Origin of the sequence: Gluconobacter sphaericus (assembly GCF_016757795.1) — a bacterium.
In the GTDB taxonomy this organism is placed as follows: domain Bacteria; phylum Pseudomonadota; class Alphaproteobacteria; order Acetobacterales; family Acetobacteraceae; genus Gluconobacter; species Gluconobacter sphaericus.
Window position 1 is genome coordinate 1,870,771 of sequence record NZ_CP068419.1, and the last position, 25,305, is coordinate 1,896,075.

At 57.4% G+C, this 25,305-nt stretch carries 28 protein-coding genes, 1 tRNA gene and 1 pseudogene; 15 read left to right on the forward strand and 15 right to left on the reverse strand.

All coding sequences use genetic code 11. The features are described from left to right. Positions 1-10 precede the first annotated feature (10 nt). The 11 genes from IGS75_RS08905 (at position 11) to IGS75_RS08955 (ending at position 9,115) form a co-directional block, all read left to right on the forward strand. Positions 11-1,168 carry an acyl-CoA dehydrogenase family protein gene (locus IGS75_RS08905; protein WP_141353912.1) on the forward strand — a complete coding sequence of 386 codons (1,158 nt, stop codon included), beginning with the start codon at positions 11-13 and terminating at the stop codon, positions 1,166-1,168. 64 nt (positions 1,169-1,232) lie between these two features. Continuing rightward, positions 1,233-2,498, forward strand: coding sequence for an aromatic ring-hydroxylating oxygenase subunit alpha (locus IGS75_RS08910; protein ID WP_141353914.1), 1,266 nt, complete (start codon positions 1,233-1,235; stop codon positions 2,496-2,498). After that, on the forward strand, positions 2,495-2,968 hold the full coding sequence (locus tag IGS75_RS08915) for an aromatic-ring-hydroxylating dioxygenase subunit beta (protein ID WP_062108797.1): 474 nt from the start codon (positions 2,495-2,497) through the stop codon (positions 2,966-2,968). Before IGS75_RS08910 ends, IGS75_RS08915 begins: the two co-directional genes overlap by 4 nt. After that, the gene (locus tag IGS75_RS08920) at positions 2,965-3,699 is read left to right on the forward strand and encodes an SDR family NAD(P)-dependent oxidoreductase (protein ID WP_202256618.1); all 735 of its coding nucleotides are present in this window, start codon (positions 2,965-2,967) and stop codon (positions 3,697-3,699) included. The genes IGS75_RS08915 and IGS75_RS08920 overlap by 4 nt, the downstream gene beginning before the upstream one ends. Beyond that, on the forward strand, positions 3,696-4,631 hold the full coding sequence (locus IGS75_RS08925) for a PDR/VanB family oxidoreductase (protein WP_202256619.1): 936 nt from the start codon (positions 3,696-3,698) through the stop codon (positions 4,629-4,631). The genes IGS75_RS08920 and IGS75_RS08925 overlap by 4 nt, the downstream gene beginning before the upstream one ends. Beyond that, complete coding sequence (locus IGS75_RS08930) at positions 4,631-5,623, forward strand: ketopantoate reductase family protein (RefSeq protein ID WP_141353920.1); 993 nt, start codon at positions 4,631-4,633, stop codon at positions 5,621-5,623. Before IGS75_RS08925 ends, IGS75_RS08930 begins: the two co-directional genes overlap by 1 nt. An 8-nt stretch (positions 5,624-5,631) precedes the next feature. Further along, the gene (locus tag IGS75_RS08935; RefSeq protein WP_233142530.1) at positions 5,632-6,378 is read left to right on the forward strand and encodes a class II aldolase/adducin family protein; all 747 of its coding nucleotides are present in this window, start codon (positions 5,632-5,634) and stop codon (positions 6,376-6,378) included. Then, on the forward strand, positions 6,375-6,857 hold the full coding sequence (locus IGS75_RS08940) for a flavin reductase family protein (protein ID WP_062108808.1): 483 nt from the start codon (positions 6,375-6,377) through the stop codon (positions 6,855-6,857). Before IGS75_RS08935 ends, IGS75_RS08940 begins: the two co-directional genes overlap by 4 nt. A gap of 30 nt (positions 6,858-6,887) precedes the next feature. After that, the gene (locus tag IGS75_RS08945) at positions 6,888-8,141 is read left to right on the forward strand and encodes an amidase (protein ID WP_202256620.1); all 1,254 of its coding nucleotides are present in this window, start codon (positions 6,888-6,890) and stop codon (positions 8,139-8,141) included. Beyond that, positions 8,134-8,694 (forward strand): nuclear transport factor 2 family protein, encoded by a 561-nt coding sequence (locus IGS75_RS08950; RefSeq protein WP_141353924.1) that lies wholly within the window; start codon positions 8,134-8,136, stop codon positions 8,692-8,694. Before IGS75_RS08945 ends, IGS75_RS08950 begins: the two co-directional genes overlap by 8 nt. A gap of 25 nt (positions 8,695-8,719) precedes the next feature. Continuing rightward, positions 8,720-9,115: a hypothetical protein gene (locus IGS75_RS08955; protein ID WP_141353926.1), complete on the forward strand. Its 396-nt coding sequence runs from the start codon at positions 8,720-8,722 to the stop codon at positions 9,113-9,115. Positions 9,116-9,143: 28 nt separating this feature from the next. Here the strand turns inward: IGS75_RS08955 and IGS75_RS08960 are convergent, their stop codons facing one another. Together IGS75_RS08960 and IGS75_RS08965 are read right to left on the reverse strand one after the other, a co-directional pair. After that, complete coding sequence (locus IGS75_RS08960) at positions 9,144-10,400, reverse strand: MFS transporter (protein ID WP_141353928.1); 1,257 nt, start codon at positions 10,398-10,400, stop codon at positions 9,144-9,146. 382 nt (positions 10,401-10,782) lie between these two features. Next, on the reverse strand, positions 10,783-11,268 hold the full coding sequence (locus tag IGS75_RS08965; RefSeq protein ID WP_202256621.1) for a lipocalin-like domain-containing protein: 486 nt from the start codon (positions 11,266-11,268) through the stop codon (positions 10,783-10,785). A gap of 137 nt (positions 11,269-11,405) precedes the next feature. Between IGS75_RS08965 and IGS75_RS08970 the strand changes: the two genes are divergently transcribed. Further along, positions 11,406-12,317, forward strand: a complete 912-nt coding sequence (locus IGS75_RS08970; protein WP_086649078.1) for a LysR family transcriptional regulator — start codon at positions 11,406-11,408, stop codon at positions 12,315-12,317. A gap of 72 nt (positions 12,318-12,389) precedes the next feature. On the opposite strand, the gene IGS75_RS15530 is transcribed toward IGS75_RS08970, so the two are convergent. From IGS75_RS15530 to IGS75_RS08995, 6 genes are all read right to left on the reverse strand, one after another. Beyond that, positions 12,390-12,680 carry a hypothetical protein gene (locus IGS75_RS15530; protein WP_228123674.1) on the reverse strand — a complete coding sequence of 97 codons (291 nt, stop codon included), beginning with the start codon at positions 12,678-12,680 and terminating at the stop codon, positions 12,390-12,392. Then, positions 12,677-13,138 (reverse strand): hypothetical protein, encoded by a 462-nt coding sequence (locus IGS75_RS08975; RefSeq protein ID WP_237468744.1) that lies wholly within the window; start codon positions 13,136-13,138, stop codon positions 12,677-12,679. Before IGS75_RS08975 ends, IGS75_RS15530 begins: the two co-directional genes overlap by 4 nt. A gap of 219 nt (positions 13,139-13,357) precedes the next feature. Next, on the reverse strand, positions 13,358-13,582 hold the full coding sequence (locus IGS75_RS08980; RefSeq protein ID WP_202256622.1) for a hypothetical protein: 225 nt from the start codon (positions 13,580-13,582) through the stop codon (positions 13,358-13,360). 195 nt (positions 13,583-13,777) lie between these two features. After that, positions 13,778-15,580 carry a hypothetical protein gene (locus IGS75_RS08985; protein WP_202256623.1) on the reverse strand — a complete coding sequence of 601 codons (1,803 nt, stop codon included), beginning with the start codon at positions 15,578-15,580 and terminating at the stop codon, positions 13,778-13,780. After that, complete coding sequence (gene mobC / locus IGS75_RS08990; RefSeq protein WP_202256624.1) at positions 15,577-15,945, reverse strand: plasmid mobilization relaxosome protein MobC; 369 nt, start codon at positions 15,943-15,945, stop codon at positions 15,577-15,579. Before mobC ends, IGS75_RS08985 begins: the two co-directional genes overlap by 4 nt. Before the next feature lie 137 nt (positions 15,946-16,082). Beyond that, a complete protein-coding gene (locus tag IGS75_RS08995) occupies positions 16,083-16,718 on the reverse strand; it encodes a hypothetical protein (protein ID WP_202256625.1) in 636 nt (211 codons plus the stop codon). Between the two features lie 294 nt (positions 16,719-17,012). On the opposite strand from IGS75_RS08995, the gene IGS75_RS09000 reads away from it, so the two are divergent. Beyond that, the gene (locus IGS75_RS09000) at positions 17,013-17,600 is read left to right on the forward strand and encodes a BTAD domain-containing putative transcriptional regulator (protein WP_237469072.1); all 588 of its coding nucleotides are present in this window, start codon (positions 17,013-17,015) and stop codon (positions 17,598-17,600) included. Between the two features lie 153 nt (positions 17,601-17,753). Next, positions 17,754-18,218, forward strand: a complete 465-nt coding sequence (locus IGS75_RS09005; protein WP_202256627.1) for a hypothetical protein — start codon at positions 17,754-17,756, stop codon at positions 18,216-18,218. Positions 18,219-18,317: 99 nt separating this feature from the next. On the opposite strand, the gene IGS75_RS09010 is transcribed toward IGS75_RS09005, so the two are convergent. Further along, positions 18,318-18,575: a hypothetical protein gene (locus IGS75_RS09010; protein ID WP_202256628.1), complete on the reverse strand. Its 258-nt coding sequence runs from the start codon at positions 18,573-18,575 to the stop codon at positions 18,318-18,320. Further along, entirely contained in the window at positions 18,572-19,150 is a 579-nt protein-coding gene (locus IGS75_RS09015; RefSeq protein ID WP_202256629.1) for a recombinase family protein, read from the reverse strand. The genes IGS75_RS09010 and IGS75_RS09015 overlap by 4 nt, the downstream gene beginning before the upstream one ends. Before the next feature lie 209 nt (positions 19,151-19,359). Between IGS75_RS09015 and IGS75_RS09020 the strand changes: the two genes are divergently transcribed. Continuing rightward, a complete protein-coding gene (locus IGS75_RS09020) occupies positions 19,360-19,881 on the forward strand; it encodes a hypothetical protein (protein WP_202256630.1) in 522 nt (173 codons plus the stop codon). A 46-nt stretch (positions 19,882-19,927) separates the two neighbouring features. On the opposite strand, the gene IGS75_RS09025 is transcribed toward IGS75_RS09020, so the two are convergent. The 5 genes and pseudogenes from IGS75_RS09025 to recJ form a co-directional block, all read right to left on the reverse strand. After that, positions 19,928-21,532 carry a hypothetical protein gene (locus tag IGS75_RS09025; protein ID WP_202256631.1) on the reverse strand — a complete coding sequence of 535 codons (1,605 nt, stop codon included), beginning with the start codon at positions 21,530-21,532 and terminating at the stop codon, positions 19,928-19,930. A gap of 219 nt (positions 21,533-21,751) precedes the next feature. Next, on the reverse strand, positions 21,752-23,122 hold the full coding sequence (locus IGS75_RS09030) for a site-specific integrase (protein ID WP_202256632.1): 1,371 nt from the start codon (positions 23,120-23,122) through the stop codon (positions 21,752-21,754). Continuing rightward, positions 23,123-23,281 (reverse strand): annotated as a pseudogene (locus tag IGS75_RS15855) (DUF6538 domain-containing protein); the annotation flags it as partial. 103 nt (positions 23,282-23,384) lie between these two features. Beyond that, positions 23,385-23,460, reverse strand: a tRNA-Glu gene (locus IGS75_RS09035). A 41-nt stretch (positions 23,461-23,501) separates the two neighbouring features. Then, on the reverse strand, positions 23,502-25,301 hold the full coding sequence (gene recJ / locus IGS75_RS09040; RefSeq protein ID WP_202256633.1) for a single-stranded-DNA-specific exonuclease RecJ: 1,800 nt from the start codon (positions 25,299-25,301) through the stop codon (positions 23,502-23,504). Positions 25,302-25,305 lie beyond the last annotated feature (4 nt).

The following is a 25,305-nucleotide window of genomic DNA, read 5'->3' on the forward strand; positions in this document are numbered from 1 at the left end:
AGGACATCTGATGTTGAAGCATGTTTCCGATGGGCAGTCAGGTGAACTCCTGAAAGATCCCGCACTCACGCCACTGCTGGAAACGATCCGGGAGCGTGCGCTGGAATTCCGCAAAGCCCGCCGTATTCCGCAGGATATCGTTGAAGGGTTTCGCAAGGCGGGTGTTTATCGTGCACTTGTGGCACACTGCTTCGGAGGGCTTGAGGCTTCTCCGATGGCATTTCTCAGCCTGATCGAAACGATTGCCCACGCCGATGCCTCTGCAGGCTGGGTCGCAAGTTTTGGAGTTTCAGCAACCTATCTGGCTGCATTGCCCATATCGACGCTGGAAAAGATTTACGCGGATGGCCCCGATGTTGTTTTTGCCGGTGCCATTTTCCCTCCCCAGGCTGCGGAGCGCGTCGGCAATGATTTCATCGTCAACGGTCGTTGGCCTTATGCCAGCGGCAGCCCCGGAGCGTCACTGATCGGGGTTGGTATTGCCGTAGCTGGCGAGAGTGGCGGGTTGCCGCGTACCGCTGTCATGCCTGCCTCTTCCGTCCGGATCGAGGAAACCTGGGACACAATTGGCCTTGCCGGTACGGGTAGTCATGATGTCGTCGTTGAAAATGTCCCGGTAGCCGAGGAATGGACGTTCATTCGTGGCGGCAAGCCGATGCTGGACAAACCGGTCTATCAGTATCCGTCTCTGGGACTGGCGGCACAGGTGCTAACGGTCGTGGGGCTGGGCTGTGCACGTCGGGCGTTGGATGAAGTAACGGCGATGGCAGCGGGACGCCGTTCCATTACTGGTGCGCCTACCATGGCGGATCGTCCTCATGTCCAGGCTGTTGTTGGCGAAGCTGAAGCGCTGCTCTCGGCGGCGCGGGCTTTTTTCTACGGTGTAACAGAAGAAGCCTGGGGCCTGCTTCTGGAGGGACAGACCGTACCCGAAACGCTTGCCAACCGTATTCGTCTGGCGGCCACGCATGCTGCCCAGGTGGCCGCGCAGGTCGCACGCATGTGCTTCGAGCTTGGTGGCATCGCTGCTGTGCAGAGTGAGCATATTCTGGGACGTTGCATGCAGGACTGCAGTGTCGTTGCACAGCATGCGTTCATGGCGAAAGGCAATTACGAAGCCGCGGGACGTGTCATTCTGGGGCGGGGAAACCGACCTGGTTATCCATGAATTCCGCTTGTTCCTGAATTTCCGCGAAACATCATTGCAGACTATAACAAGGGAAATATTTCACATGCAGGGCCTGCCCGATCCCAAGAGCCTTCTGGACGACGACCGTGCCGATGGTTCGATCTACAGCAATCCGGATCTGTATGACATGGAGATGGATCGCATCTTCATGCACAACTGGATCTGGGTTGCGCATCGCAGTGATCTGCCGGCACCCGGTGACTTCATCACGACATTCGTCGGGTCTCACCCGGTGATAGTGTCGCGTGATCGCAAGGGTGTGGTGCATGTCATGCTCAACCGCTGCCGGCATCGTGCCGCGACGGTATGTGAGCTCAAGCATGGCAAGACGGCCAGTTTCGTCTGCCCCTATCATGGCTGGGCATATGGTCTGGATGGTGCTCTTCGGGGGGTTCCTCATCAGGAGGGCTATACGGGGCAGTTGGACAAGTCCAAACTGCCGCTCATCTCCCTGAAGGTCGAGGAGTATAACGGGCTGATCTTTGCCAGCTTCGACAAGGATATCATGTCCCTCGATGAGTGGCTGGGCCGTGCGAAGCCCTGGATTGATCTCTTCATGAAGCAGGGGGCCGGCTGGCCGGTCAAGACGATGGGTGAACACAAGTTCACCTTCCCGGGCAACTGGAAGATCCAGCTCGAAAACACAACGGACGCCTATCACTTTCCGATCGTCCACAAGTCCTTTCTGGATTCCGTCGATGCGGAAACACAGAATACGTTCGATTTTGTTGAAGGTGCAGGTTTTGTTGAAGACCTGGGGCATGGGCACTCGGTCATGGTCATGATTCCGGAGCTGGTTGATCTGGATGAAGGGCTTGATGCCCCTATTCCGGAGCGCTTTGCTGAATTGGCCGCGGAACTGGCCAAGGACTATCCTGACGAGCAGGTCCGCAAGATCGTACGTGCCGTAGGTGGATCGGGTTTCAATCTCAATCTTTTCCCGAACCTTGCCTGTTCCATGGCCTTTTTCCGGGTCCTGCGGCCTTTGAGTGTAACCGAGACCGAAATCCGCCATATCGCCATTGGTATGGATGGCGGTCCTGATATTGCCAATGAAGCGCGTCTGCGGCTTCACGAACATTTTCAGGGTCCGATGGGCTTCGGAACTCCCGATGATGCAGAAGCGTGGGACCGGGTGCAGCGCGGATCACTGGCGGGCAAGGATATTTCCATCCTGCTGAATCGTGGTCTTGGCCATGAAGCACGGCGTGAGGATGGAAATCTGTTCAGCGACGTCAGTGCCGAAACAGGGATGCGGGCAGCCTACAGACAATGGCTGATTGCGATGTCGGAGGAGGCAGGGGCATGAGCATTACGCTACAGGATGCCATTTCACTTATCACGCTCGAAGCTGACATGCTCGACCATGGCGATTTTCACGACTGGCTGAAACTCTATACGCCAGAAGGGCGCTATGTCGTTCCGATTGACCCCGATGTGGAAGATTTCGAGAAGGTTCTGAATTACGCTTATGACGATGCCGAGATGCGTGAAAAGCGCGTCGTACGGCTGTTGAGCGGTCGTTCTATTTCTGCAGCGCCCCCGGCACGGACAGTCCGGCTTCTGTCGCGTTACCGGATGCTGGAGAGCAGTGACACGCATTGCACCCTGCGCTGCGCCCAGATGCTTCAGGAACTTCGACAGGGCCGCGTTCATGACTATGCCGCCAACCTGAACTATCGTCTGGAAATGACTGAGGACGGGCTGAAAATCGCGCTCAAGGTCGTGCGTCTGCTGATCTCAACCGAGGCGCTGACCGCTGTGAGTTATATCCTTTGAGCCGGGTTGCACTGGTCACAGGGGCTGCGCGGGGTCTGGGAGCCTGTATCGCCGGGCATCTTCTGTCCGAGGGATACAGGGTTGTTACGGCTGATCTGGATCTTGATTCCGCGAAGGCTTCTGTCGCGGACTGGGGCGATCAGGCTTTTGCCCTGAAAATGGATGTTGCGTCCGAAGCTTCGGTTGAGGCCGGCCTGGATGCGGTGGAACGGCATTTCGGCCTGCCCTGGCTCGTGGTGAACAATGCCGCAGTCATGAAGGCGCAGAAGGTTCTCGAGATCGATATCAATACGTTCGATGCGGTCATGGCAGTCAATGTGCGCGGCACGTTTCTGGGATGTCAGCGATTTGCGCGCAGGCTGCGGACGCAGAACGCTCCGGGGCGGATCGTCAATATAGGGTCACTGGCCGGTGAAAACGGCGGCACGGCAACGGGTGCGCATTATGCAGCCTCGAAAGGCGCGATCCATACACTGACGAAAGTTTTCGCACGCGACCTCGCCCCCTTTGGCATCACGGTGAATGCGATTGCTCCGGGGCCGCTGGATCTTCCATCCGTGGCGGAGACAATCGGTGCCGAGAAAATGCCGGGGCTGATAGCCGGACTGCCTACAGGGCAGCTCGGCAACCCGCTTTCCGTGGCGCGCATGGTCGCGGAACTGGCGCATCCCCTGTCAGGGGCTATCACGGGCTCCACAATCGACATCAACAGCGGATTGTACATGCGATGAGCACACAGACGATCGAAGTCCGTGTCGGATCATGTGAACTGATCGGGAAAGTCCTGTCTTTCGATCTGTTTCCCGTAACGGGCGAACTGCCGGCCTGGGAGGCAGGTGCGCATATCGACCTGATTTTGGGAGATGACCTTGTTCGCCAGTACTCCCTGTGCGGCGATCCGGCAGATAAGACACGGTACTGTCTGGCCGTGCTCCTGGAAGAAAATTCCCGGGGCGGTTCACGCACCGTGCACGAAACAGTCAGGCCGGGTGCCGTGTTCAAAATCGGTGCACCCCGCAATCTGTTTCCACTGGTGCCGTCCGAAGGGCCTGATGTCCTGATTGGCGGCGGGATTGGAGTAACGCCTCTGATCGCCATGGCGCATGAGCTTGGTGACCGAAATGTGCCGTTCACCCTGCACTATGTCGCGCGCGATCCTGCCTTTGCAGCTTTCCTGCAGGCTTCGTCTTTTGCTGACCGTGTGCAGATACATGACCGGAGTAATCCGTCCACGTCCCGGCCTGATCTGTCTTCTGTGCTGCAGGGCATTGGACGTGGACATGTCTATACCTGTGGTCCGGTTGCATTGATGGATGGGGTGCAGGAGGCAGCCCTTGCTCTTGGCCTGACGGAAGCGCAGATCCACCTGGAAGCTTTTTCCGCACTTTCGATCAGTGGAGGAGAAACATTCGAGGTTCTGGCTGCAAAAGCCGGCGTCCGGGTGCAGGTTGGTGCAGACGAACCCATTACCACCGCTTTGGCACGGGCAGGCGTGAAGGTCACGGTCAGCTGCGAGCAGGGGATCTGCGGGACCTGTGTTGTTGACCTTCTCGAAGGCGACCCTGACCACCGGGACGAGTATCTGACTGAAGATGAACGGACTGACCAGATCGCACTGTGCTGTTCGCGCGCAAAGTCGCCGTTGCTGGTTGTGGATCTGTAATGGCAGGGCTGAAAATCTGCGTCGCAGGTGTTGGAGCGCTGGGGGGAACCCTGGCCGCGATGCTGGCGCGGACAGAGGCCTCCCTTTCGGTCGTGGCGCGGGGTGCAACGCTTCAGGCATTGCACGAAAACGGGCTGGTTCTGGATGATGGACAGGACCGCAGTATCTGCCATCCCATAGCGGATACGCGAGCGCCGGACTGTCATCAGGATGTGATCCTGCTGGCTGGAAAGTCTCACCAGTTACCTCAACTGGCTGAAACCGTCAGGCATGCTGTTGGCCGTCAGACGCTTGTCATTCCGGTCGTGAATGGTCTGCCGTGGTGGATGGCCACCGACCCAAACGGAGCGTTTGAGGCAGCGGCACCTGTGCTGGATCCAGATGGACGCCTGTCAGACCTGTTTTCTCGCTCCTGCCTCGTCGGCGCCGTGGCTTATGCCATGACAGAACAGACGGCACCGGGAGTGGTGTCTTCCGCCCGCGCTCCGATGCTGGTTCTGGGGATGGTGGACGGCACGCCTGATGACAGGTTGAGCCATGTCCTTCATGTCCTGCAGCAGGCGGGGATTACGGCACGGTCCAGTCCGCAGATCCGATGCGATATCTGGAACAAGATTGCTGCCAATCTGGCGACCAATCCGCTTTCGGTGGTCTGTGAAGCCAGCCTTTCCACTCTGGCAGGCGCAGTATCAACAGAGACTGTTATTGCTGACATCCTTAAAGAAACCCTCGCAGTCGGGACTGCCTGCGGTCTTTCCAACCTGCATGACGTGGATGAGATCCGGGACACCATTGCGAAGGCAGGTCCACACCGTACCTCGATGCTTCAGGATTACTGTGCGGGGCGCATACTGGAGCTGGATGCAATCGGCTGGACAATTGCGAAAATCGGGCAGGCGCATGATGTGCCGATGCCCGTTACGTCAACCGTTCTTGAACTGGCAACCTTCAAGGCCGCACAACGCGTGCAGGCACAGGGAATACGATCATGACGATGGACATGACGACTGAAGAAATGCAGCTGAGAGTACGGCTGGCCGAGTGCTATCATCTGATCAATCATTACGGCTGGACGGAGATGATTTTCAATCATATTTCCGTCCGCCTTCCGGGCACGCCAACACGTTATCTCGTCAACCCGTTTGGTCTTAATTACGACGAGGTGACGCCTGACAACCTGCTGGTCGTTAATGCCGACGGGCAGTTGATCACCGAGGCGGAACACAAACCCAATCCTGCCGGCTTTGCCCTTCATGGCGCCATTCATACTGCCCGTGATGATATTCACTGTGTCATCCATACCCATACGAACGCAGTCTGTGCCGTGGCAATGAAGCAGGCCGGGTTCAGCCATGATAATTTTTACGGCGCGCAGCTCTTTGAGCGGGTGGGTTATCATGCCTTCGAAGGCATCACCCTTTATGACGAAGAGCGCCCCCGGATGCTCGAAAGCCTGGGCGACAAGCATGTTCTCGTTCTGCGCAATCATGGCATTGCCGTAGGAGAAGCTGATGTGGCGCGCACGTTCTTCCTGTTGTGGATCGTGCAGCGTGCTGCGGAAATTCAGTGCCATGCAGGGCAGATTCCTGGTCCGGATGTGCTGATTTCCGACGATATCAAACGGGGATGCGCGCGAGACGCCGCCACCCTGATTTCCGGATCATCGGCGGCAGACAGGATGTTTGATGCCGCTGTGCGCAAGATGCGCAAGGAACGTGGACCGCTCTGGACAGGAGATAAGGCATGACGAGCGTAACTTCAGACGTTTTTCGCAAGGCGATGGCACATTTTGCGACAGGTGTCGCTGTGGTGACGGCAACTTCGGATGAGGGAGAGCAGGGGGCAACGATCAGTGCCCTGAGTTCCGTTTCACTTGATCCGCTGACGCTGCTGATCTGCCTGAACCGCAAAAGCGCGACATGCCGGGCTATCGAGCAGAGCCAGCGCTTTGGCATCAGTATTCTCACGAATTCGCAGGAAGGCATTGCCCGGCATTTCGCCATGCCGTCCCATGCCAAATCCATGGACGAACACTGTATCCGCCACGATGATGGTACGTGTTTTGTTCGTGATGCCCTGGTGCAGATCGGGGTGGAAGTCATTGAGACCCTGCGGGGTGGAACACATGAAATCTTCCTCGCCCGTCCCGTGCACATCACAATGAACGAGGATGGCGAGATGCCTCCTCTGCTTTATTATCGAGGCACGTTCGACCTTCTCGCCTGAATTCTTCCCTATCCGGAAAAGAGGCTCCCGATGAGCGAAAATACTCCCGATACTGCCACCGTTCTTCTGGCGCGGATTGAACGTCACGAAGTCAGCATTCAGGCTTTCAGCTCTTACGATCCGGTCCGTTTGCGCCATGACGCCGGTAATGCACCAAAGGGGCCGCTTTCGGGCCTCAGTGTCGGGGTGAAGGATATCATCGACACGGCCTATTACCCAACAGCGCATGGATCACCGATCTACGCAGGGCATCATACTCCAAATGATGCCGCATGTGTCACTCAGCTCAAGGCGGCCGGGGCCCTGTGTGTCGGCAAGACGGTGACAACGGAATTTGCTTTTTTCCGGGATGGTCCGACAGTCAATCCCTATGATTTTTCACGCACGCCAGGGGGGTCGTCGAGTGGTTCGGCGGCGGCTGTGGGAGCCGGTATGATCGACATCGGACTGGCGTCCCAGACGGCAGCCTCTCTTACACGGCCTGCATCCTATTGCGGCGTGGTGGGGTTCAAACCGTCTTATGGACGTTATGCCGGGGCGGGAATCAAAGGACTGGCACCGTCTTTTGATACGCTGGGCACAATTACGCCGGATGTTAAAACAGCGGTTCTTGCAGACAGCGTTTTAAAAGGGCCGGTTCCGACTGCCAGTACGGTGAAATCCGCTGTCCCGAAGCGGGTAGGAGTCTGCCGTACGCCCTGGTGGGATCAGGCTGAGGACTCGACCCGTATGGCTTTGCAAAAGGCAGGTGCCTGCCTGGGTGGAGAGACAACTGTTGAAGACGTCGATCTGTCTGTATTCAAAGCCGCTGCTGACCTGCATGTGACGATCATGAGCTATGAGGCCTGCCAGGCGCTGGGCTGGGAATATGCCGAGCAACGCGCCTTGCTCAGCAGCCAGATTGTCAGCTTGATCGAAGCGGGACGTGCGATCGACTATGCGACGTATCGGCAGGCTCTCGCGGAAGCAGACAGGTTGCGTGCACAGATTGCCGATGTTTTTACGCGTTATGATCTGTTGCTGGCTCCTGCGGCTCCTGGGGAGGCGCCAAAGAAAGAAGACGGGACAGGTAGCCCGATTTTCAGCCGCATATGGACGCTTCTGCGTTTGCCAACCGTCACGCTTCCCGGCTTTACGGGTGTAAACGGCCTGCCAGTCGGGATTCAGCTTCTGGGCGCATTTGGTGAGGATGAATCCCTGCTGGATTATGCCACATGGGCTGAAACGCTTTTTCCTGCACGCCCCATTCCCTCCATTTGCGTGCAGGATACCGGTCATGAGTGAACTTCTGACGCGACTGGAAATGCTGGAACAGCGTGTTGTCACACTGGAAGCAGAGGCTGACATCCGCAGGATCCAGGCGCGTTACATGTTCCTGTGCGACACACCCTGCCCTGAAGCTGATGTGAAAGACGATGGGCAGCGCGTGGACCGGATTATGGACCTGTATACTGAAGATGCAGTCTGGGAAGGTGTCGGCGAGTATTATGACAACCAGTTCGGCCGCTGCGTCGGCAAGAATGCAATCCGGTCGCATTTTCAGGCTTTCTGGAGCCAAAAGCGTGACCCCGAACTTCTGCTGAACGTGCATTATCTGACGTCGGAACAGATCCATGTTCACGGCGATCATGCAGACGGACAGTGGATTCATTGCCAACCTTGGATCTTTAGTGATGGATCCTCGCTTCTACGGTCCAGCCGGCTGAACAACCTGTTCCGTCGCGAAGACGGTGTCTGGAAAATTGCTCGGACACGAACGGAAAACGTGTTTATTTCTCCCCTGAAAAGTGGATGGGCCGAGACATTTCCAAAGCACTCTGTTCTGATGAACCCCTAATCTGTTTTTACGAAAGACCACGTTCATGCAAAATACTGAAAGCGCTGCATCCGCAGAGATCATCGAACTTCATCGTCTGCTTCAGGACTGGTTTTGTGGAGTGGGCAGCAGTGATCCGAAGGATATTCTGGATCGCATGACGCCGGACTACATGATGGTGGGGGCGGCCGGGCGTCTGGTGACGTTCGAAATGTTTACGAAAGTCCTGCCCTCGCTTCGTGGCAGTCGTCCGGGCCTGGTCATGGAAATCGAGGACGTGAAAGTTCTTCATGCTTTCGAGGGGGGGATGCTGGCATTCTATCGTGAAATCCAGACACAGGGAGAGACCAGAACCGAGCGCTGGTCCAGCGTTCTGTTCTGTGCCGCCGGGCAGGGAGAACAACTGCTGTGGAAGCATCTGCAGGAAACATTTTGCTCATAAACCCAGGCAAGTTTTCCGGTTCTTTCTTTTAAAAAAGAACCTTTTTATCAAACCGGGTCGAGCCATAAAGTAGCAACGCCGCCAGCAGGCCGCCGCCACATGTTACCAACGGCAAGGAAATTGCGACGCCGGCCACATGGTCATCGAGATATCCGACCAGCATTGAGCCCCCCGACAGACCAATTAGCGCATTACAGAAAAGCAGTATTGCCGAAAACTGGGATCGGAATGTTTTTGGAACCGACTGTTGTAAGACAATGGCTGACGGCGGCATCGGCAGTGCGGCACAAAAGAACGACATCGCAAAGAGCATGATACCAAACGGGATATTCGGTGAAGCGATAGATCCCCAGAGCAATGCGGGGGCAGACAGGGCACCGGTAATGCCCATTGTGGCTGCTGGAAATGGATGATTGTGACGGCCAAGGAAATCAATAAGCCGCCCGCTGACATATGCTCCTGCACATCCGCAGAAAATAGCTGTCAGCCCCATAATTTCCCCGACGCTTTGATGGGAAAAATGTCTGTACCTTAAGAACAGCGCAGGCATCCAGCTCAGGAGGGAAAACAATATGATGGCTGTGGAGGAATAGCCGAGAAAGTGACAGGTAAAGAATTTCCAGTGAAGTCGAAAAAACCCCCAGGCTGTTTCCGAAGATGTATCTTCCTTCTGAAAACTGGCGTGACGTCTGCCAGATTCGCGAACAGTCAGTGCAATAAGCAGGGCCAGAGGCAGGCCTGGCAATCCGACACACACAAAACAGAGTTTCCAGGCAATGATGCCGTGCCATTCATGTGTCGTATGCAACAGGCCGATCAGCATTCCGCCGAACAGGAAAGCGATACCTGCTCCAATAAAGGAGCCAAGCGAAAACAGTGCGAGTGTCTGGCCGAGCTTATAAGGCGTGACAATATCAGCCAAAAAGGAATATACGGCTGGAACAAGGGCTGCCTCACCGACACCAACGGCCATACGGCATATGAAAAGTTGCCAGAAATTTTGTGCAAAACCACAGGAAATCGTTGCTACGCTCCAGATGATGATGCCAGCGACGATGATGGGGGGACGGGCTATCCGATCACTGAGGGCTGCAATAGGCAGGCCGAGTATCGAGTACAGAAGCGAGAATGCCAGTCCATTAAGCAGGGCAAACTGAAAATCCGAAAGCAAAAGAGCAGTTTTGATAGGGCCAACCAGCAAAGCAAGAATTTGTCGGTCCACGAACGAGAGCACATAGGCGCTGGCGAATAACGCAATGATCCCTCGGGGAGAAGCCAAAACCATGCCCGCGTCCTTTTCTGTTCGGAAGCGATATGATATGAATATTCATGTGAAATATCCATAAGAATATTCCATTTTAATGTATAATCTTTTTCTAGGAAGAAACCGGTTCCAGTTGAGGTGGAAGGTCGTCTATCCATCCATAAAATCGCTTGTTTTTAGGTTTTTTATGAAACCTGAATCAAATTCCTACCTCCATATCGACGGTATCCGCAGTTTTAGGGGATTAAAACAGCGGTAACTATTTTCTGGAGACTATGGGCCGCGTGCGCAATGATGTGCCGATCTGGCGACGGATAAAGCAGAACGGGGTGGCAGAAGGCTGAAGAAACTGCGCATCTCTATGTGGCAGTAATCATATTGAATAAGAAATGATGTGGGTCCTTTATGTCCGGTCACCCGCGCGCTGGAAGCGGATCAGGCTGCGCGACAGCCGTCCCTGAGCCCAGTTCGGCATCTTCCGCCACGGCGTCGTAACGTCTGCAGTTGTGCCGCTGACCACAACGGTCCGGCGTTGTTCCGTGCCCACCCATTCTGGTGCCCAGGCTGTTTGAACCTGCGTAATCCACTGGTTTCCCTCGACGCGATAGCGCCCGATATAGGCCACCAGCGTTTTCATAAGGCCCGGATAATCGGCTTCCGTTTCAGCTGGATGGCGATGGCTGCCCTCCAGATTGAACGCCACCCGTCCATCAGGCGTAAAAATGACCCGTCCGCGTGGTGAAGGGCCCATCGCATTGATGAATGTTTCCGTATCCTTTTCCTCCACCCGGTAGGAAACGAGATTCCAGGCGCCGACAAGCTGATCTTTCAGCGTTGGTTGTTTCGGATTTCCGTCATCGGATGTCGTGACTCGAAAGACTGAAGCCATGCTGTTTTCCCGACCCTGTGTGGCGTTTCCGGGCGTTCTATAACGCAGGCCGATCACCTTTCAGTAGGCGCATCATCGGAAAGGGAATATTACGTCAGATGCAAGAATGAATCGAATTCCGCTTTTAGGGGGGCAGGATGCGCCATGACGAAACAGGGGACCTGCGCTTCTTCGCCCATCTTGTCGCCTCCGGCAGTCTGACCGTCTGTGCCCGCAATCTCCAGACATCGCCTGCGACGGTGTCCCGTCGTCTTGCCCGTTTGGAAAGTCGGCTGGGCAGCCTGTTGGTTGTCCGGAATACGCGGCATTTCGGGCTGAGTGAAAACGGGCGGATCTACCATGAGCGCGCGGTGGAAATTCTGGCGCTCATTGACAGTCTGGAAGAGGAGATCTCATCCAATACCAATATTCCCCGGGGAACGCTCGGGATCGGCGCTCCAGTAGAACTTGGACGACGCCTGATCGCACCTTTTCTGGCCACTTTCAGTGCCACGCATCCGGACCTGCTGGTCAATCTGGCACTGGCCTCTGAAGGTTTTTATGACACCAGTGATTCTCTCGATGTCGTCCTGCGTCTGGGCCTTCCTGATTCTCCGGATGCGGTTGTCACCAGACTGGCCTCGACAGTGCGGGTCCTATGTGCATCGCCTGAGTATCTGGCCCGCCATCCCCCGCTGGTAACGCCGCAGGACTTGGCGACCCATCACTGTCTCTGTCTGAGGCGCAACAAGACAATGGCCCTTCTCGACCGCTGGGTCATCGGTAACGATCTGCAGACGGAGATCATTACGGTCGAACCCCGTCTTTCGAGCACGAATGCTGAGATCATCCATGACTGGGCGCTTTCGGGAGAAGGAATTGCCTACAAGCTCCTTTGCGATGTGAAGCATGATCTGGAACAGGGAAGGCTCATGCGGATTTTCCCTGATCTGCAGGGGGAGAAAATCGACCTTCATGCCGTGTTGCCCAACCGGAAATATACGCAGGCCAGTGTCCGCGCCTTCCTGCACAGTCTTAAATCCCATCTGCGTGTTGCTGGTTTCTTTTAGGCGGATGCGCAAGCTTGCCCATCTCTTACTCAGACGTGATATGACGCCTGTCTCTTGGTCGATCGAACAGGATTATTCTGATGCAGGGCAGCGGTGTTGGCGTTCTGGACAAGTGCACGGAGTTGATGCGTTGCCTGTTCGGGCGGCAACATGAAGGTGAACCGCATGGCTTTCGGACGTCACTGCGGCAAGCAGGCGGTCATATTCGCTGGCTTCTGTCATGTGGGGAGGAGTGGGGGTCGTTGGGCTCTCCGGAGCGTCTTCCTGCAGTCGTCGGTTGCGCTTGCGATCGGCGCCTGTCGGCCGCTTGATCATGCGTCCCGAAGCCGGGTTCAGCGAGAGCGGGACATCCCATTCACTCATGGCATGATTGAGGATGGAGGCCAGGAGATTGAGCCGTTTGACGACTGTCGCAGCGGCCAGATCTTGCCCTGACGGTCGCGAAAGCCTCGAACTGCTGGAACTGTCAGGCGAGAGAGATTCAGGTCTGCGATGGGATCACTAAGCAGTGCCGGGATATGGCCTGTCCGGTCAGCGTTGCGGTGAGCCATGCATTCGTCACGGTAGCGCTCAATCAGGGTTCGGAGCACGAGGCCGTCCAAGGCCCGGACGTCGATATGACGCCCTTCGCGCACTTTGACCGAGGTTTCCTCGAGCCACGCTCGAGCAAGACGGGCGGTGTCAAATGTTCTGGTGATCCGCTGGCCGCTGACCAGCTTGCGGGCCCTGTATTGCCTGGGTCCTCGGCAACTCACGCCATCAGGCAGGGGGCGTCCTGTTGCAGGATCTTTGGCATTCTCGGCGGACTTTATACGGGCCATGAGACGGAAGCGTCATTGGTCCGGAACTGGTCCAAAATCGCTATTTTTTAGCTTTGACGCCCGATAAAATGCTAATATCATTTCCAAAAAAATGGTGTCCCGTACGGGAGTTTTTGACAGCACCGCTACAAGATGTTGATTCCGCTAGGTATTCAATCACTATATCTAGTGCCTACCGCTCCTGTGCCACAAACGTGTGCCACACGGTTGCCAGGATGGTCAAATGGCCCGCAGTCCGACCCCTAAGGCCAGCAACCCCGCTTCCCGGTGCACACTCAGACATTCAGATGGCATATCCAGCATCCCGCCCATCCTCTCGACTATCACCCTGTCAGACATCCCGACGCACAGTTCGAGCGCGTCGACCATTGGCCCATCGTCCAGGTCCTCTACGCCAGCCGCCCCGGCCCCAGCACGCCCCACCCAAATCACCACGTCAGTCATCTCAATCTCCTTCTGTTGACCTGGAGACATCGAATCACGGAATGAGAGAGGGCGCAATAACTGGCAGAAAACCGCTATTTATGAAGCCTTCATCAATTCATGATGGCACCCATGACCTGTGATGATGATTCATGAAAAGAGGGCCATCACTCATGATGAATGATGACCCTTCCTGCCACACTTTGTTGCAATAAATCAGAACCGCAGGCGCTCGATTTCCTCATCCAGAAGGACCTCTGGGCCGAGTTCCGGGGCATCAACCTCCACACGCTCACGAGCTGCCAGGGCCTGCGCCTGCCGGGCCTCTTCGACACGGGCGCGGCGTTCCTGTTCCTCAAGCTCGGCTTTCTCTTTGGCTTCGATGCCAGAGAGCTTGAGACGTGCGGGGGCCGTGCTGTCCAGCCAGTCATCATGTTCTGCTTGCCTGGCTTGGGCGACCTGCTGGCCTTTGAGTGTGATGGCCTCGTCGTCCGGAAGGTTGCTGATATATTCTCGCAATTTCTCCGCTTCCTGATGGGCTGCTTCATGTTCTTTGGGGTTGCCGGGGAGCTGACCGACAACCCGAGGACCACCGAAATTCGGATGCGGTATCTCAGGGATTCCGAAAACCCTCAGAAGGGTGTTGACCAGCTTGAGAGCAATACCGGCAGCGATATCAGCCAGTTTCTCGATAGCTTTATCTTCCGCGACCTCATCCTTCGGGGCTGTCCTTTCGATGGATTTTTCGGCGGTTTCCAGCCGCTTTTCCGCTTTCTCACGGACTGTCTGCACGCGCCTGCGGTACTCGTCAGATATGCGCGAGGGGTCCCGGTTTGCGTCTGACCACGGTGATTCACCAATGACCCTGCGCAAGGCGTCCTTGTCGTCCGGGAGAGGTAGCGATTTCGGACGTGATGGAGCCTGCGCCGTTGGTGTCTCCGGGGTCCTGGGCCTGCGGGGTGTCGGGTTTGCTGTGGCGACCTCGGGGGTGGCCTGCTGACGCTGCGCTTCCTGCTCCTGTACCCACGAAACGTACTCAGAAAGCCCATATGGGTATTCGGTCCCGTGGCGCTTCTGGTAAATGACCTCGAAGGCCCGAAACGCCCCTTCGGCCCGCTTCTGGTTCTGAGGGCTGAGAGCCTCATATCCGCCCTGGGCTCTGGTCCACGCTGGTGATTTCCGTGCCTGTGTCATTTCTGCCGATACCTCCTGCGCTGGGATTTTCAGGAGCCGATGCAGAGCCGTGACCTCTACACCCTCAACTGACGCGACCCAGGCCCCTGGACGCTTTCCAGGCACCAGGTCGATGCCGCAATGATGAAGCACATCTCTGAAAGAGAGACCGATTTCCTCGCGTGTCGCCCACGCTGCCGATATGGCCGCTTTGATTGCCGGGGTGGAGATGTCGCTCCGCTTCAATATCTGGTGGGTCTCTGAGCTATATGATTCCCTCGGCGTGGCCTGGGCAGCTGGTCCGAATGAGAGGGCGGCTGGACCCAGGCGGACGGCCAGCGCCGCATCGTGAAAACCTCTCTGCTCCAATGCCGCTGCCGCCCATGTGTTGTGACGACCAGATGTGAGGTGGTGGCCGAGCCGAACCTCGGCCAGTCTGGCAATCATCTCACTTCTCTTGAACATGAACTTGCTGTCCAGGACGCCGCCATCCGGCTTCATCTCGGGAATTGCCGCATGCCAATGAACCTCAAAGCCCTGGCCGTCTTGCCGGTGCTTCCGGTGTTCTATGAGCGTGGCTTCTTCCGGGTCATAACCGAACTCAGCACCATGCAGATGAAGGACATCAAGAGCCTGCGTGCGGCCTGTAGCCTTTTCGGGACTAATGACAAGGTGACGGATTCCGTATGTTCGACCTGCTGCCTGGGCGTCTTGCATCATCATAGCTAGGGCGGCCTTACTGCCCTGAACGCACACGATTTCCTCATTCCCTTTGCCGTGGAACAAGTGCCGGGTCAGGGCATGAGGGCCGGATGCGGTCTTGATACGGCTGGTTTTCAGAATCACCTTGCCGACCTCCTGCGACCACCCCCTTTCCGGCGAGGGGCGCGGGCATCATTAAGGAAGTCGGACACGCCGAGCATCGCCGCCCCGACCTGCTCCAATGCAGCCGAGGGGTCGGCCTGGCCGCCTGCGTTCAGAGTGTGGGCAATCTGATTCACGTTGTTGCCGATGGCTGCGAGCTCACGCCGCAATCTGGCCAAGTCGGCTGCCAGGACACCAGGTGTCTGCCCGGTCGTTGCGGCCTCGGCTGCCAGAGACCGAAGCCATGACGTGCGGTTGGTCCCGGCTGCATGGGCCGCCCGCTCCCATGCGGCCAGGTCGGCCCGGCTGGCGCGGATGCGGAAAGAGTGGAGTCTGTCGGTCTGCATGTCGGCCTCCATGAGAGGGGTTCCACAGGGGAGCTTGCTCCCCTTGGCCTGCTTGTTGTTGTGGTCCGCAGGGCCACAAACAACACGGCTGGCTATGTCGAAGACACTAAGACCGAGGCATGCAAACCAGATGGATTTCAGTGCGTGACGAGGTGAGGCAGCACAACGAGCATGAATGCTACAAACCCGGCCAAGCCAACACCTGGAAAAGCGGCGACGGCTATAGACAAGGCGGCGGCCCTACGCTTCTGGCGGCGGCGCTTCATCATGGCAGCGTGTTCGGTGCCCTCGTACAGACGCTCAAAGACTGCCTGCGCCGTGCCTCGGCGGGCTGGCGTGAGCTGAAGGCCGCTGGCCCTGGCTGCGGCATAGTGCTCGAATGCCCGCGCCGCGCGCTCTCGGGGTTCATTGAGATAATCGCAATCCCAGTCATCACCTCCGGCGACTTCTTTATATACAGTCTCCAAGTCGCCCGCAGAGATGGCCCGCTTCTCTGCGTGATGCCAAAGTTCATGAAAGAGATTCGTCTGTTGATGCCGTCTCAAGCTGTCAGTGAAGAGGACTATCTCCTTCCCGTCCGACACCCCGCCTACGCGCTTCCGGGCCGGTGCGATAATGACAGGTACGTCAGGATATATGCGCTCTGCGTGAGCTGAGAGATTGCTCTCACATGAGGAGCCCGATTTCCTCACGATGTTGGTTGAGTTCTCATCGTACTCGAACTCAACCCGCTCACTGCTCCCCAGCCTGCGCCCCTGGATGATTTCCCTCATGCCGCCGTCTCCCGTCTAATGTGGCCCTCCATTCTGTTGTCTTGGCTTGCATACGAGCGTGAGAAACTGGCAGAAAACCGCGTAGTTTCCGGGAGCATGTCGTCATGAAAGAACCGTCACCAGGAGCCCATGTCAGCGGCATCTTTGAGCATCTGCTCCCATTCGCAGCGGTGACCGTTGAGCTGTGGCGGGTGCTGATGGAGAGGTTGATTCAGGATTTCGAGACCCAGGGCGAAGCGGACCGGCGGCTCCTGGCGGCCAGGCCCCATCGGTTCGACACAAGGCCAGGCCGTGATGCGCTCCAGCTCACGCTACGGGAGCGCACTTGCTGACCTGAAAGATGCCCGGTCCCTGTCGGAAGCGATGCCCAAGGGATGGTTCTCCTGGACCCGGACGTCAAAGAGGAGAGCGGCGGCCATAGAGGAGGCAGCGGCGGCGCTGAAAGAATGGCAAGGGGCAGGGACGATAGATTTCATCCAGAGGGAGGCTGCCAAGATGGAGCGGGCGCGGCTTCGGCAGGACCGGAAAATCCGGGACTTCGATGTCCGTCCGGATGTTGTCCAGGCATCCCGTCGCCTGGATGACATGCCGGGCGTCATGAGGATGGCCTCAGGACTGGCGGAGTTGGAACCCGATAAAGAGCTCCACGCTGCCCTGATGCCAGTCGTCAGCCAAGAGGGGACACTTCTGCGCGTCAACGCGGATGCTGGCCTTGCCCTGCTGAGGCGACGGGTAGCCATAGCCGCCGCTGTCCAGGGTGCGGGCGGTAGGAGTGGCGGGCCGAAGGACACGATGGAGCCGGAGCCCGCTGCTGTGGTGACTGCATCGTGGGAGCAAGCGGCGGCGATGGGGTTGGATGACCTCGCGATGTTGGGAATGTGAGGCCGCTGGCGACTGGTGAGGCGTAGCCGATGCCTGGCGTCCCCTGGCGAGCCTGCCGCCCTGGTCGATAGACCAAGGCGGACAGGGGAGCGGGTGGGCTGGATTGCATAACGCTGTGAGATGATTCCCTGGCCCCGATGGGAGGGGGACATCATGAATCACGAACTCAGAGAACTAAAATTTTCTGCTGACTGCCAAAAATTCCACCTGGCAATGCTGCCCGCCGAGCAGACACCCGAGGTACACGGATATTTTAGAGAACTCACTGGAGAAATCTCGTGTGTTGTACCGCTGCCTGTCGAAATCTGGGGACTTAGCGAGCTGGGTCTTCTATTGAGTCCCAGCCGGGCCAAGCTCCCCGATGCGCCTGACTCATCCGCTTCACCGGCCATCATCGTCCAAATTTTTCTTCTGTACAGCCCGCGCATGCTCCTGCCCGGTCACAGTACGCTTCTCCCCGATGGCGACCATATCGGGCTCGACACGGCAGTGCCTGAGCCGCTGCTATCTCTACACAAATGGTCCGCTTCTATCGCCGAGCAAGTCCTGTTTGCGCTAGACCGTGAAGAGGAATCAAATTTAATATTGTCCCCGATTTCCAGTCAGCCGCCTGGCTGACCGTAGGCGCAGCCGAAGCATATCCACCGGGCGGAAGGCGGCTCCAGGGTCGAGCCAGAGGAGCCCCTGGGGATATGTGGTAAGCGTGGGCAGGAGCGGTCATTCTGTATACTCCGCGACTACACACAGAAAACCGTAGCTGATGTAAGCCCGGCACTTCCTTCCGATGACCTGGCTGGCTTGGTCTGCGATGACCTCCAGCGTCACGCCGTCGAGGAAATCCCGGAGCAGGGTGTGGCGCAGGTCGTCATGACCGGGCAGGTCGTATGTGCGTCTGTCGAACTGGCCTAGCGGATTCCTGTACTCTTGGATGTGGCAGTCATCCGGCTGGTCAGGGATTTCCATCCTGAATGTCATGCTGCCGCTTGCTCACGCTGTAGAGCTCTCACGACAGAGGATTTCGATACCCTGGCAATCTGCGCCGCGCTCCTGTGAGAGTGGCCATCTTCAATCAATTTGAGAGCCAGTGATACCGCCTGACCCGTGCGCTTGGGTCTTCCGATGGCTCTGCCGGATTTGGTGCCGAACTTCTTGGCTTTGGCGATTCCAGCATTAATGCGCTCAATGATGTATGTCCGCTCCCATTCCGCCAGCAGCGAGAATAGTTGCATCATCATGCGCCCGAGAGCTTGGTCTGTGCGAATTCCCTCTCCAACCGACACGATGGTCACGCCCTGCCCGTGAAGGTCGTCGGCCAACTCAATCATGTTCTTGAGCGACCTGCCCAACCTATCCATCCGGAACACAACCACCTCATCACCTGGCATGAGGACGGAAAGAAGGTTGTCGAGGCCGGGGCGGGATTTCTTCGAACCAGAGATGCCGACATCAGAAAAGATGTGCTCCGGGAGTACCCCCGCCTCCGTGAGCTTGACAGTCTGGCTGCTGACATCCTGCTCTGTCGTCGATACCCTGGCATATCCGTATCTCATAGCAACAATCCTCCCGCCGACTTTTGACACCAGGGTTTTGACACCACAAAACCCCTTGGAATCATTATAGAGTCGGGCGGGTGCATAAAAGAAATGGTTTATGCACCCAGAAAATTGAGAGGATTTGAGCGCTCTAACATCTGCGAAGTTTTGATACGGTAGTGGTCTTCCGGCCATTAAAGATTTCAGTAGAAGTGATAGGTGGTAGAATGACCGATATGGCACCGAGCATTATCTCGGCATTATCAGGATTGGGTGGAGCAGCTATTGGTGCGTGGACCGCGTTGTATGGAGCTGCCCGAACGGAAAACCGAAAGCGTAATCTCAGAAGCCAAGACCTCTGTCGCTTGTTCATTGCAGTAATCAATGCCGGTAATGGTGTTGGTCCAGGTGAATTAAGCAAACGCACCAGAGCCGTCATTAATGACATTGTATCTGGGAAGAAGGTGGGGGTCTTGCCGCAAAACGAGGATGGGACGCCAACATATAGGATTATTCAGGACCGTTTTGACGAGTTCGGGCTGCTGCCGCCTGACCTCGCAAAAGAATTAATTTCTTATACTCTTAGCTGGGAGCAGGTAAGAAATATCCACCCCAAAGTTTATGATTCCAGCACTGTCTTATCCCTCCATGCCATGGTTGGATACCTAGATGATATTGATAAAATGACACCCCGCTTGCTTGAGGCGTTGCGGTATCATGCAAAAGGAAGGGGAACTTTAACCCTATAATGCTCTACTCCTTCTCCTTAGCTAAGCCGTTTTGTATCGTGTGATGTTAGGCCGCTGAATAGAAGGCCATGAAAGCATTGTCGTTCACGGGGTCTGCTAAACGCATACGGCGCGGACGTGCTGCGGTCGTGGTGGCCGGGTCGGTCTTCCGGTTCCTATTGAACTTGGCCCGCATCTTCTCGACCACTGGGCCAATCGGGCCTTCCCAGAAGGGACCACATGCCATCACTGACGCCCTGACCTGAGCATCATTCAGACGTGGATTCACTTCACGATAGAAGGCGGAGAGCTGCTCGAAGTCTTGCATGGTCGGCTTGTAGACCTCAGGAGCCTGGCCTTCATGCTGAATGGCTTGGGCAGGCGTGTCAGATGGCAGGGATGGGACTGACGGCAGGTGATTCAGGTCTTCACTCTCAGGTGATGGCAGACATGATGGAATCTCACTTGGACTATCTGATGTCACACAGTGAACCGTAAGGCGGGCGGCCTCCTGGAGACGCTGGGTGTTCCGCTCGGCCCACCTGGCAGCCTGGTCGCGCCGGGTCACAATCATATTGAATCCGGAGTGACCAAGTTCGGTTGTCGGGGTTTCCGTGAATCCCAGCACGATAGAGCATGGCTCACACACGCTGGAAAACCTGGGATGTGCTGCGGTCCTGCCAAGGACGATGTTTTCCAAGAGGATGGGCTGGCCGTCCCTGGCGGCGGCTGGTGGGCGGGGTTCCAGGCGTGGGCGCTGCACCCTCCTGAGCTCACGTTTGCCGCCTGGGCCTGGCACCCAACGGATTTCCTCGCGGTTGTCGCTCAGCGATTTGCAGAATGTCTGGAATGCTCGGAGAGGTTTGACGCGGGTGACGCCCAGGGTGGCGTGATAATACCAGGCGAGTTCGTCAGGCGTCAGCTCATCAATGCCCACCAGGCCGTCCGCCTTGTCATCAGCCGTCAGCCCTTCACGTCCCCAACTCAACTTAAGGACGTAACGGACAACTGCCGACGCGTTCCGTAGAGCTCCGCAATCACGCCAATGAACGCCACCGAGACGGTCCCGGCTCCACTTGAGGAACCGGTCCCAGTCATCAGGACTCAGGCGGCGCGTTGGGCGGTAAACAAGGTCGGCGTGGAGATTCACGCCGTCTGTCGTTGTCCCTTCTGCTCGGCAGAAAGTATCATTGTCGCCGCGATACAGAACTTCGATGCCGTATTTCCGTCTGGCTTCTGAGCTCCAACGGTTGATACGGTTTAGGAACTCAGCTCGGCGGCCCTTCAGGTCTCCATGCCAGGGAACACGCTGGCCGGATGTCGCCACGGCATACCGGCAAGTGCGACCTCTGGTGCAGTGCTCCAAGAAGAAGGACAGACGCCGAATCATGCGGTGCCTGTGCCTCTGGGCAAACTCCGGCAGAAGATGCAGGCGGCGGAATCCCGTGATTCTTTCACACTCTCCCGTCAGCTCTCCCACCAGCGTGATGTCCCGGCCCTGGTCCCGTGCCTGGATGCCCACCTCTTCCAGAGTGGCGGCTATCGTCTCGGTCTGCTCGATGATGGCTTCTCTGCTGGCGGCATAGCTATCGAAATCATCAGACGTCAGGCCACATCCCCGGCTGATAGCCGTGAGGAGCTGTATAGGTCTGTCGGTCCGCCGCGTTGCCACAAAAAAATCCTCGTCATCAGAACTGACAACGAGAAAGAATTGATGGCCTCGGGTGGCTTGGCTATAATGCTTCCATCGTCGTCAATACCCGCTTGCTTTGGTCATCGTCCTTGCCGGGACTACCAGGGCAGCGGGTAAATTCTTTGAATTGTGACATCGCTGAATCTCCGATTTCAACTGTCACGGACGAGCTCTGCATTACAATTTGTCCATGTGTGTTCACCGTTGGGCAGGCATCAGAAGATGGTCGAGGTGGACCGGGAACCTGACGTGCTCGACTACCTGCCGAGCCTCCCCGACCGCCAACGTCCGGCCATACCATTCCCCCGCCTTGCCGGTCTCGTGACCGAAGACTTTATTCACGATTTCCTCATTGATGCCTGACGCCCGGAGCATCTGACGGAAAGCATGGCGTAGGGAATACAGAACAAGCTCAGGGTTATCACCGAAGCCGATGGCATCGAAATACCGGCCTATCCTCTTGGACCATGCGCCAGCGTTTCGGGGTTCTGGATTCCGGGCCGTCCTCTTTCCGTCATCTAGCAGAAGTCGCCCCGCTCGCTCCTGGGCTGCGGCATATTCCAGAAAGCCCACACGCCGTAGGCATGGAATGATTGGAACAAGGCGCGGTGAGTTGTGTGTCTTCCGGCCTGCCTCTCGTAAATCTAGGCAGAGGATTCCACCGAGGTCATGCAGTTTGGCGGGAGCCTCCGCCAGTTCCGCTGGTCTCGCTCCGGTCAGCGCCGCAATGGTGATGAACCAGAAGTCAGATGTCCTCTCATGGCACCGGCCAGGCTTATTCCACTGGGTGTGGCTCTTGTATCCAGTGAAGAGAGGACTATCGAAGAGGCGTTGAAGTTCTTCTTCCGTAAAGGGCCTCCGCACATCCTCGCGCCGGGTCATCTTCTCTTCGGCTGTCTTCTCCCTAGCCTGGATTCTATCAAAGTCATGGTCCGCCAAGAGGCCATTCGAGATACACCACTTGAGGAAGCGCTTGGCCTCCCCAAGATGGCGGACAATCGTCTTTCGGTTGAGTCGGCCGCCATTTTTGGGATTGGGCTTATCACGTAAGAAATCCGCGAAAGCCTTGAGGTCGGCCATGACGATAGACCCAACAGCTTTATCACCCATGACCGCCCGCATGTGGGCAAAGGTCCGACGATACTCCGTGATAGAACTGTTCGACAGGCCCGGGCGGTCCTTTAAGAAATCGTCAATCAGGTCAGGCCAAGGTGTCGTTGAGTGAGTCGGGGCTGGCTCTGGGGCTGGTGCGGGCACCTGGGGGATGGTCGGCGCTGTGGCCTGCTGGAAGACCCGCATTGCCCGCTCCATGCCGCGCATCTCGGCGTCATGAGCAAACTGGCGCATATCTGCGAGAACGCTGACACTGGCCGAGTGCCGGGACAACATGGCGTTGACCTCGCGCATGGATTCCACAAGCGCCGCGTTCAAGTCCGCCATGACGGCTTCCACTGCCTCCGGGGGCAGGGTCTCAACGTCCCGGACGATAACGGCCTTCAACTCGTCCTTTGTGATTTCCTGATTCCGGTATCGGGCAAGGTGTTCCTCGACCCTTTTTCTCGCGTCCATCCAACAGTCGTCCAATCGTGAGACCAAGCCCGTCACAATCGTGCGGGCCATTCTTCTATCAGACGTTCGGAGAGAGCGGACCAGATGAGGGCCGAAAACAGGGCGCAGGTCGCTTGGAACCCTGACTCTCAAATACCAGCCAGAGCGGCGGCGCTGCATATAAGGAGTAGACAAACTGGCTTCCCGTTAGGTGACACAGACGTGTGACACAGGAGCGGGAAGGCAAGAAAAAAGCCTAGTAAAATCAAGCACTTATAGGTGCTGGCGTCCCGTACGGGATTCGAACCCGTGTTGCCGCCGTGAAAGGGCGGTGTCCTAGGCCTCTAGACGAACGGGACTGGAGGCGTGAGCGGGTGTATAGGGGGGGCTGCTGCGTCCGTCAAGCGGGGGTAGCGTCAGAAATGAAAAAAGATAGATTTTTTCTCTCCTGCCATGTCTCGGCCCGCAATGTGCCTGCGACATGCACCAGAGGCATGGAGCGGTCTTCCAGCAGGGCGGCAAAGGGTTTGTCCGCTGCACGGAAGATGAGGCCGCGCAGGCGTGTGCCTCCGTCTTCGCCTTGCAGGATGACGCGCAGGGTGTTGCCGTCCTTGCCGATACGCTCGCTTTTGACACAACGGACATTGCTGATGGCGAGGAGCGGTTCCTCATTGCCAGGGCCAAAGGGTTCCAGTCGGGCGAGCTGCTCCGCGATTGCGATGGAGGCGCCAGCCAGCGTCATGATGCCGTCGAGCTTCAGGGCGTCCTGCTTCGGAAGGGTGAGGGCGCTGGAGAGCTGTGTGTCGAGCCAGCTGTGGAACTCGTCAGCACGATCAGCCGTGAGGGAGAAACCGGCGGCCATGGCGTGTCCGCCGCCGCTGAGCAGCAAATTATTTTGGCGGGCGGCGATGATGGCGCTTCCAAGATCGATTCCAGGGACGGAGCGGGCCGAGCCTTTGATGATGCCGTCCGCGAGCGCCGCGACGAGAGCAGGACGGTTGTAGCGCTCTTTCAGGCGGCCAGCGACAATGCCGACGACGCCCGGATGCCAGTTTTCGCCATGCAGGAAGATGACGGCGTGGCCTGCATCGAGCTGCTGCTGGGCCTGTTCCATGGCGGAGTCGAGGATTGTGGATTCGACGGTCTGGCGCTGGCGGTTGACGCGATCGAGTTGTTCCGCGAGGGCGCGGGCTTCGACGACGTCTTCGGAGAGTAGAAGTTTCAGGCCAAGATCGGCCTGTGCGATGCGGCCGCCGGCATTGATACGGGGGCCGAGGGCAAAGCCGCAGGCCATGGCGCTGGCTTCTTCCTTTACGCCTGCGACGGAAGACAACGTGGCCAGTCCAAGGCGCTCCCCGCGAGACATGACGCGCAGGCCCTGCATGACCAGCGCGCGGTTCAGGCCGGTCAGGGGCATGACATCGCAGATGGTGGCGAGAGCCGTGAGGTCGAGGCGCTGGAGCAGGTCGGGGATGGCTTGCCCGCCGTCGAACCAATTGGTGCGGCGCAGGAGGCGGATCGTGGCGACCATGGTGAGAAAGGCGACGGCGGTGGCGCAGATGTTGTTCAGGCCCGATACACAGTCCAGCCGGTTTGGGTTGACCACGATGCCCTTCGGCAGGGCGGCTCCGTCGGGTTTGTGATGATCGAGGACAATGATATCGGCACGGTCTGTTAGGCCGTTGAGGATGTCGATTGCTGCGGTGCCGCAGTCGATGCAGACGAGAAGGGTGGCACCTTCCGAGAGCAGTTTTTCGAGGGCGATGGTGTTGGGGCCATAGCCTTCGGTTAGACGGTCGGGGATATGGGTGCTGACGGTACAGCCAAGTTCACGAAGCGTGTCGCAGACGAGGGCAGTGCCGCAGGCGCCGTCCACGTCGTAGTCGCCGAACAGGCCGATATGCTCGTGGTTGCGGACAGCCTGTGCGAGACGTTCTGCGGCCCGATCCATATCCTGCAGGCAGGAAGGATCGGGCATGGCATCGCGCAGACGGGGGTTGAGAAACGAAGAGGCGTCGTGTGATGAGACGCCTCGTGCCGAGAGGATACGGGCCAGAAGTTCAGGAATATTAGCCTGCTGGGCGAGAGCGAGAGCCAGTCGGTTGTCTGCTTCCGCCAGCCTGGGATCGCGCCAGATCCAGCGGCGGTTTCCTGCACTTCGGGTTACGCCGAGGACGGCGCCCGTATCGTCTGCGAGCATGGTT

Coding starts and splice junctions, on each gene's coding strand:
- IGS75_RS08905 (WP_141353912.1), top strand. CDS start 11: ATGTTGAAGCATGTTTCCGATGGGCAGTCAGGTGAACTCCTGAAAGAT.
- IGS75_RS08910 (WP_141353914.1), top strand. CDS start 1,233: ATGCAGGGCCTGCCCGATCCCAAGAGCCTTCTGGACGACGACCGTGCC.
- IGS75_RS08915 (WP_062108797.1), top strand. CDS start 2,495: ATGAGCATTACGCTACAGGATGCCATTTCACTTATCACGCTCGAAGCT.
- IGS75_RS08925 (WP_202256619.1), top strand. CDS start 3,696: ATGAGCACACAGACGATCGAAGTCCGTGTCGGATCATGTGAACTGATC.
- IGS75_RS08930 (WP_141353920.1), top strand. CDS start 4,631: ATGGCAGGGCTGAAAATCTGCGTCGCAGGTGTTGGAGCGCTGGGGGGA.
- IGS75_RS08935 (WP_233142530.1), top strand. CDS start 5,632: ATGACGACTGAAGAAATGCAGCTGAGAGTACGGCTGGCCGAGTGCTAT.
- IGS75_RS08940 (WP_062108808.1), top strand. CDS start 6,375: ATGACGAGCGTAACTTCAGACGTTTTTCGCAAGGCGATGGCACATTTT.
- IGS75_RS08945 (WP_202256620.1), top strand. CDS start 6,888: ATGAGCGAAAATACTCCCGATACTGCCACCGTTCTTCTGGCGCGGATT.
- IGS75_RS08950 (WP_141353924.1), top strand. CDS start 8,134: ATGAGTGAACTTCTGACGCGACTGGAAATGCTGGAACAGCGTGTTGTC.
- IGS75_RS08955 (WP_141353926.1), top strand. CDS start 8,720: ATGCAAAATACTGAAAGCGCTGCATCCGCAGAGATCATCGAACTTCAT.
- IGS75_RS08960 (WP_141353928.1), bottom strand. CDS start 10,400: ATGGTTTTGGCTTCTCCCCGAGGGATCATTGCGTTATTCGCCAGCGCC.
- IGS75_RS08965 (WP_202256621.1), bottom strand. CDS start 11,268: ATGGCTTCAGTCTTTCGAGTCACGACATCCGATGACGGAAATCCGAAA.
- IGS75_RS08970 (WP_086649078.1), top strand. CDS start 11,406: ATGCGCCATGACGAAACAGGGGACCTGCGCTTCTTCGCCCATCTTGTC.
- IGS75_RS15530 (WP_228123674.1), bottom strand. CDS start 12,680: ATGAGTGAATGGGATGTCCCGCTCTCGCTGAACCCGGCTTCGGGACGC.
- IGS75_RS08975 (WP_237468744.1), bottom strand. CDS start 13,138: ATGGCCCGTATAAAGTCCGCCGAGAATGCCAAAGATCCTGCAACAGGA.
- IGS75_RS08980 (WP_202256622.1), bottom strand. CDS start 13,582: ATGACTGACGTGGTGATTTGGGTGGGGCGTGCTGGGGCCGGGGCGGCT.
- mobC (WP_202256624.1), bottom strand. CDS start 15,945: ATGCAGACCGACAGACTCCACTCTTTCCGCATCCGCGCCAGCCGGGCC.
- IGS75_RS08995 (WP_202256625.1), bottom strand. CDS start 16,718: ATGAGGGAAATCATCCAGGGGCGCAGGCTGGGGAGCAGTGAGCGGGTT.
- IGS75_RS09000 (WP_237469072.1), top strand. CDS start 17,013: ATGCGCTCCAGCTCACGCTACGGGAGCGCACTTGCTGACCTGAAAGAT.
- IGS75_RS09005 (WP_202256627.1), top strand. CDS start 17,754: ATGAATCACGAACTCAGAGAACTAAAATTTTCTGCTGACTGCCAAAAA.
- IGS75_RS09010 (WP_202256628.1), bottom strand. CDS start 18,575: ATGACATTCAGGATGGAAATCCCTGACCAGCCGGATGACTGCCACATC.
- IGS75_RS09015 (WP_202256629.1), bottom strand. CDS start 19,150: ATGAGATACGGATATGCCAGGGTATCGACGACAGAGCAGGATGTCAGC.
- IGS75_RS09020 (WP_202256630.1), top strand. CDS start 19,360: ATGACCGATATGGCACCGAGCATTATCTCGGCATTATCAGGATTGGGT.
- IGS75_RS09030 (WP_202256632.1), bottom strand. CDS start 23,122: ATGGACGCGAGAAAAAGGGTCGAGGAACACCTTGCCCGATACCGGAAT.
- recJ (WP_202256633.1), bottom strand. CDS start 25,301: ATGCTCGCAGACGATACGGGCGCCGTCCTCGGCGTAACCCGAAGTGCA.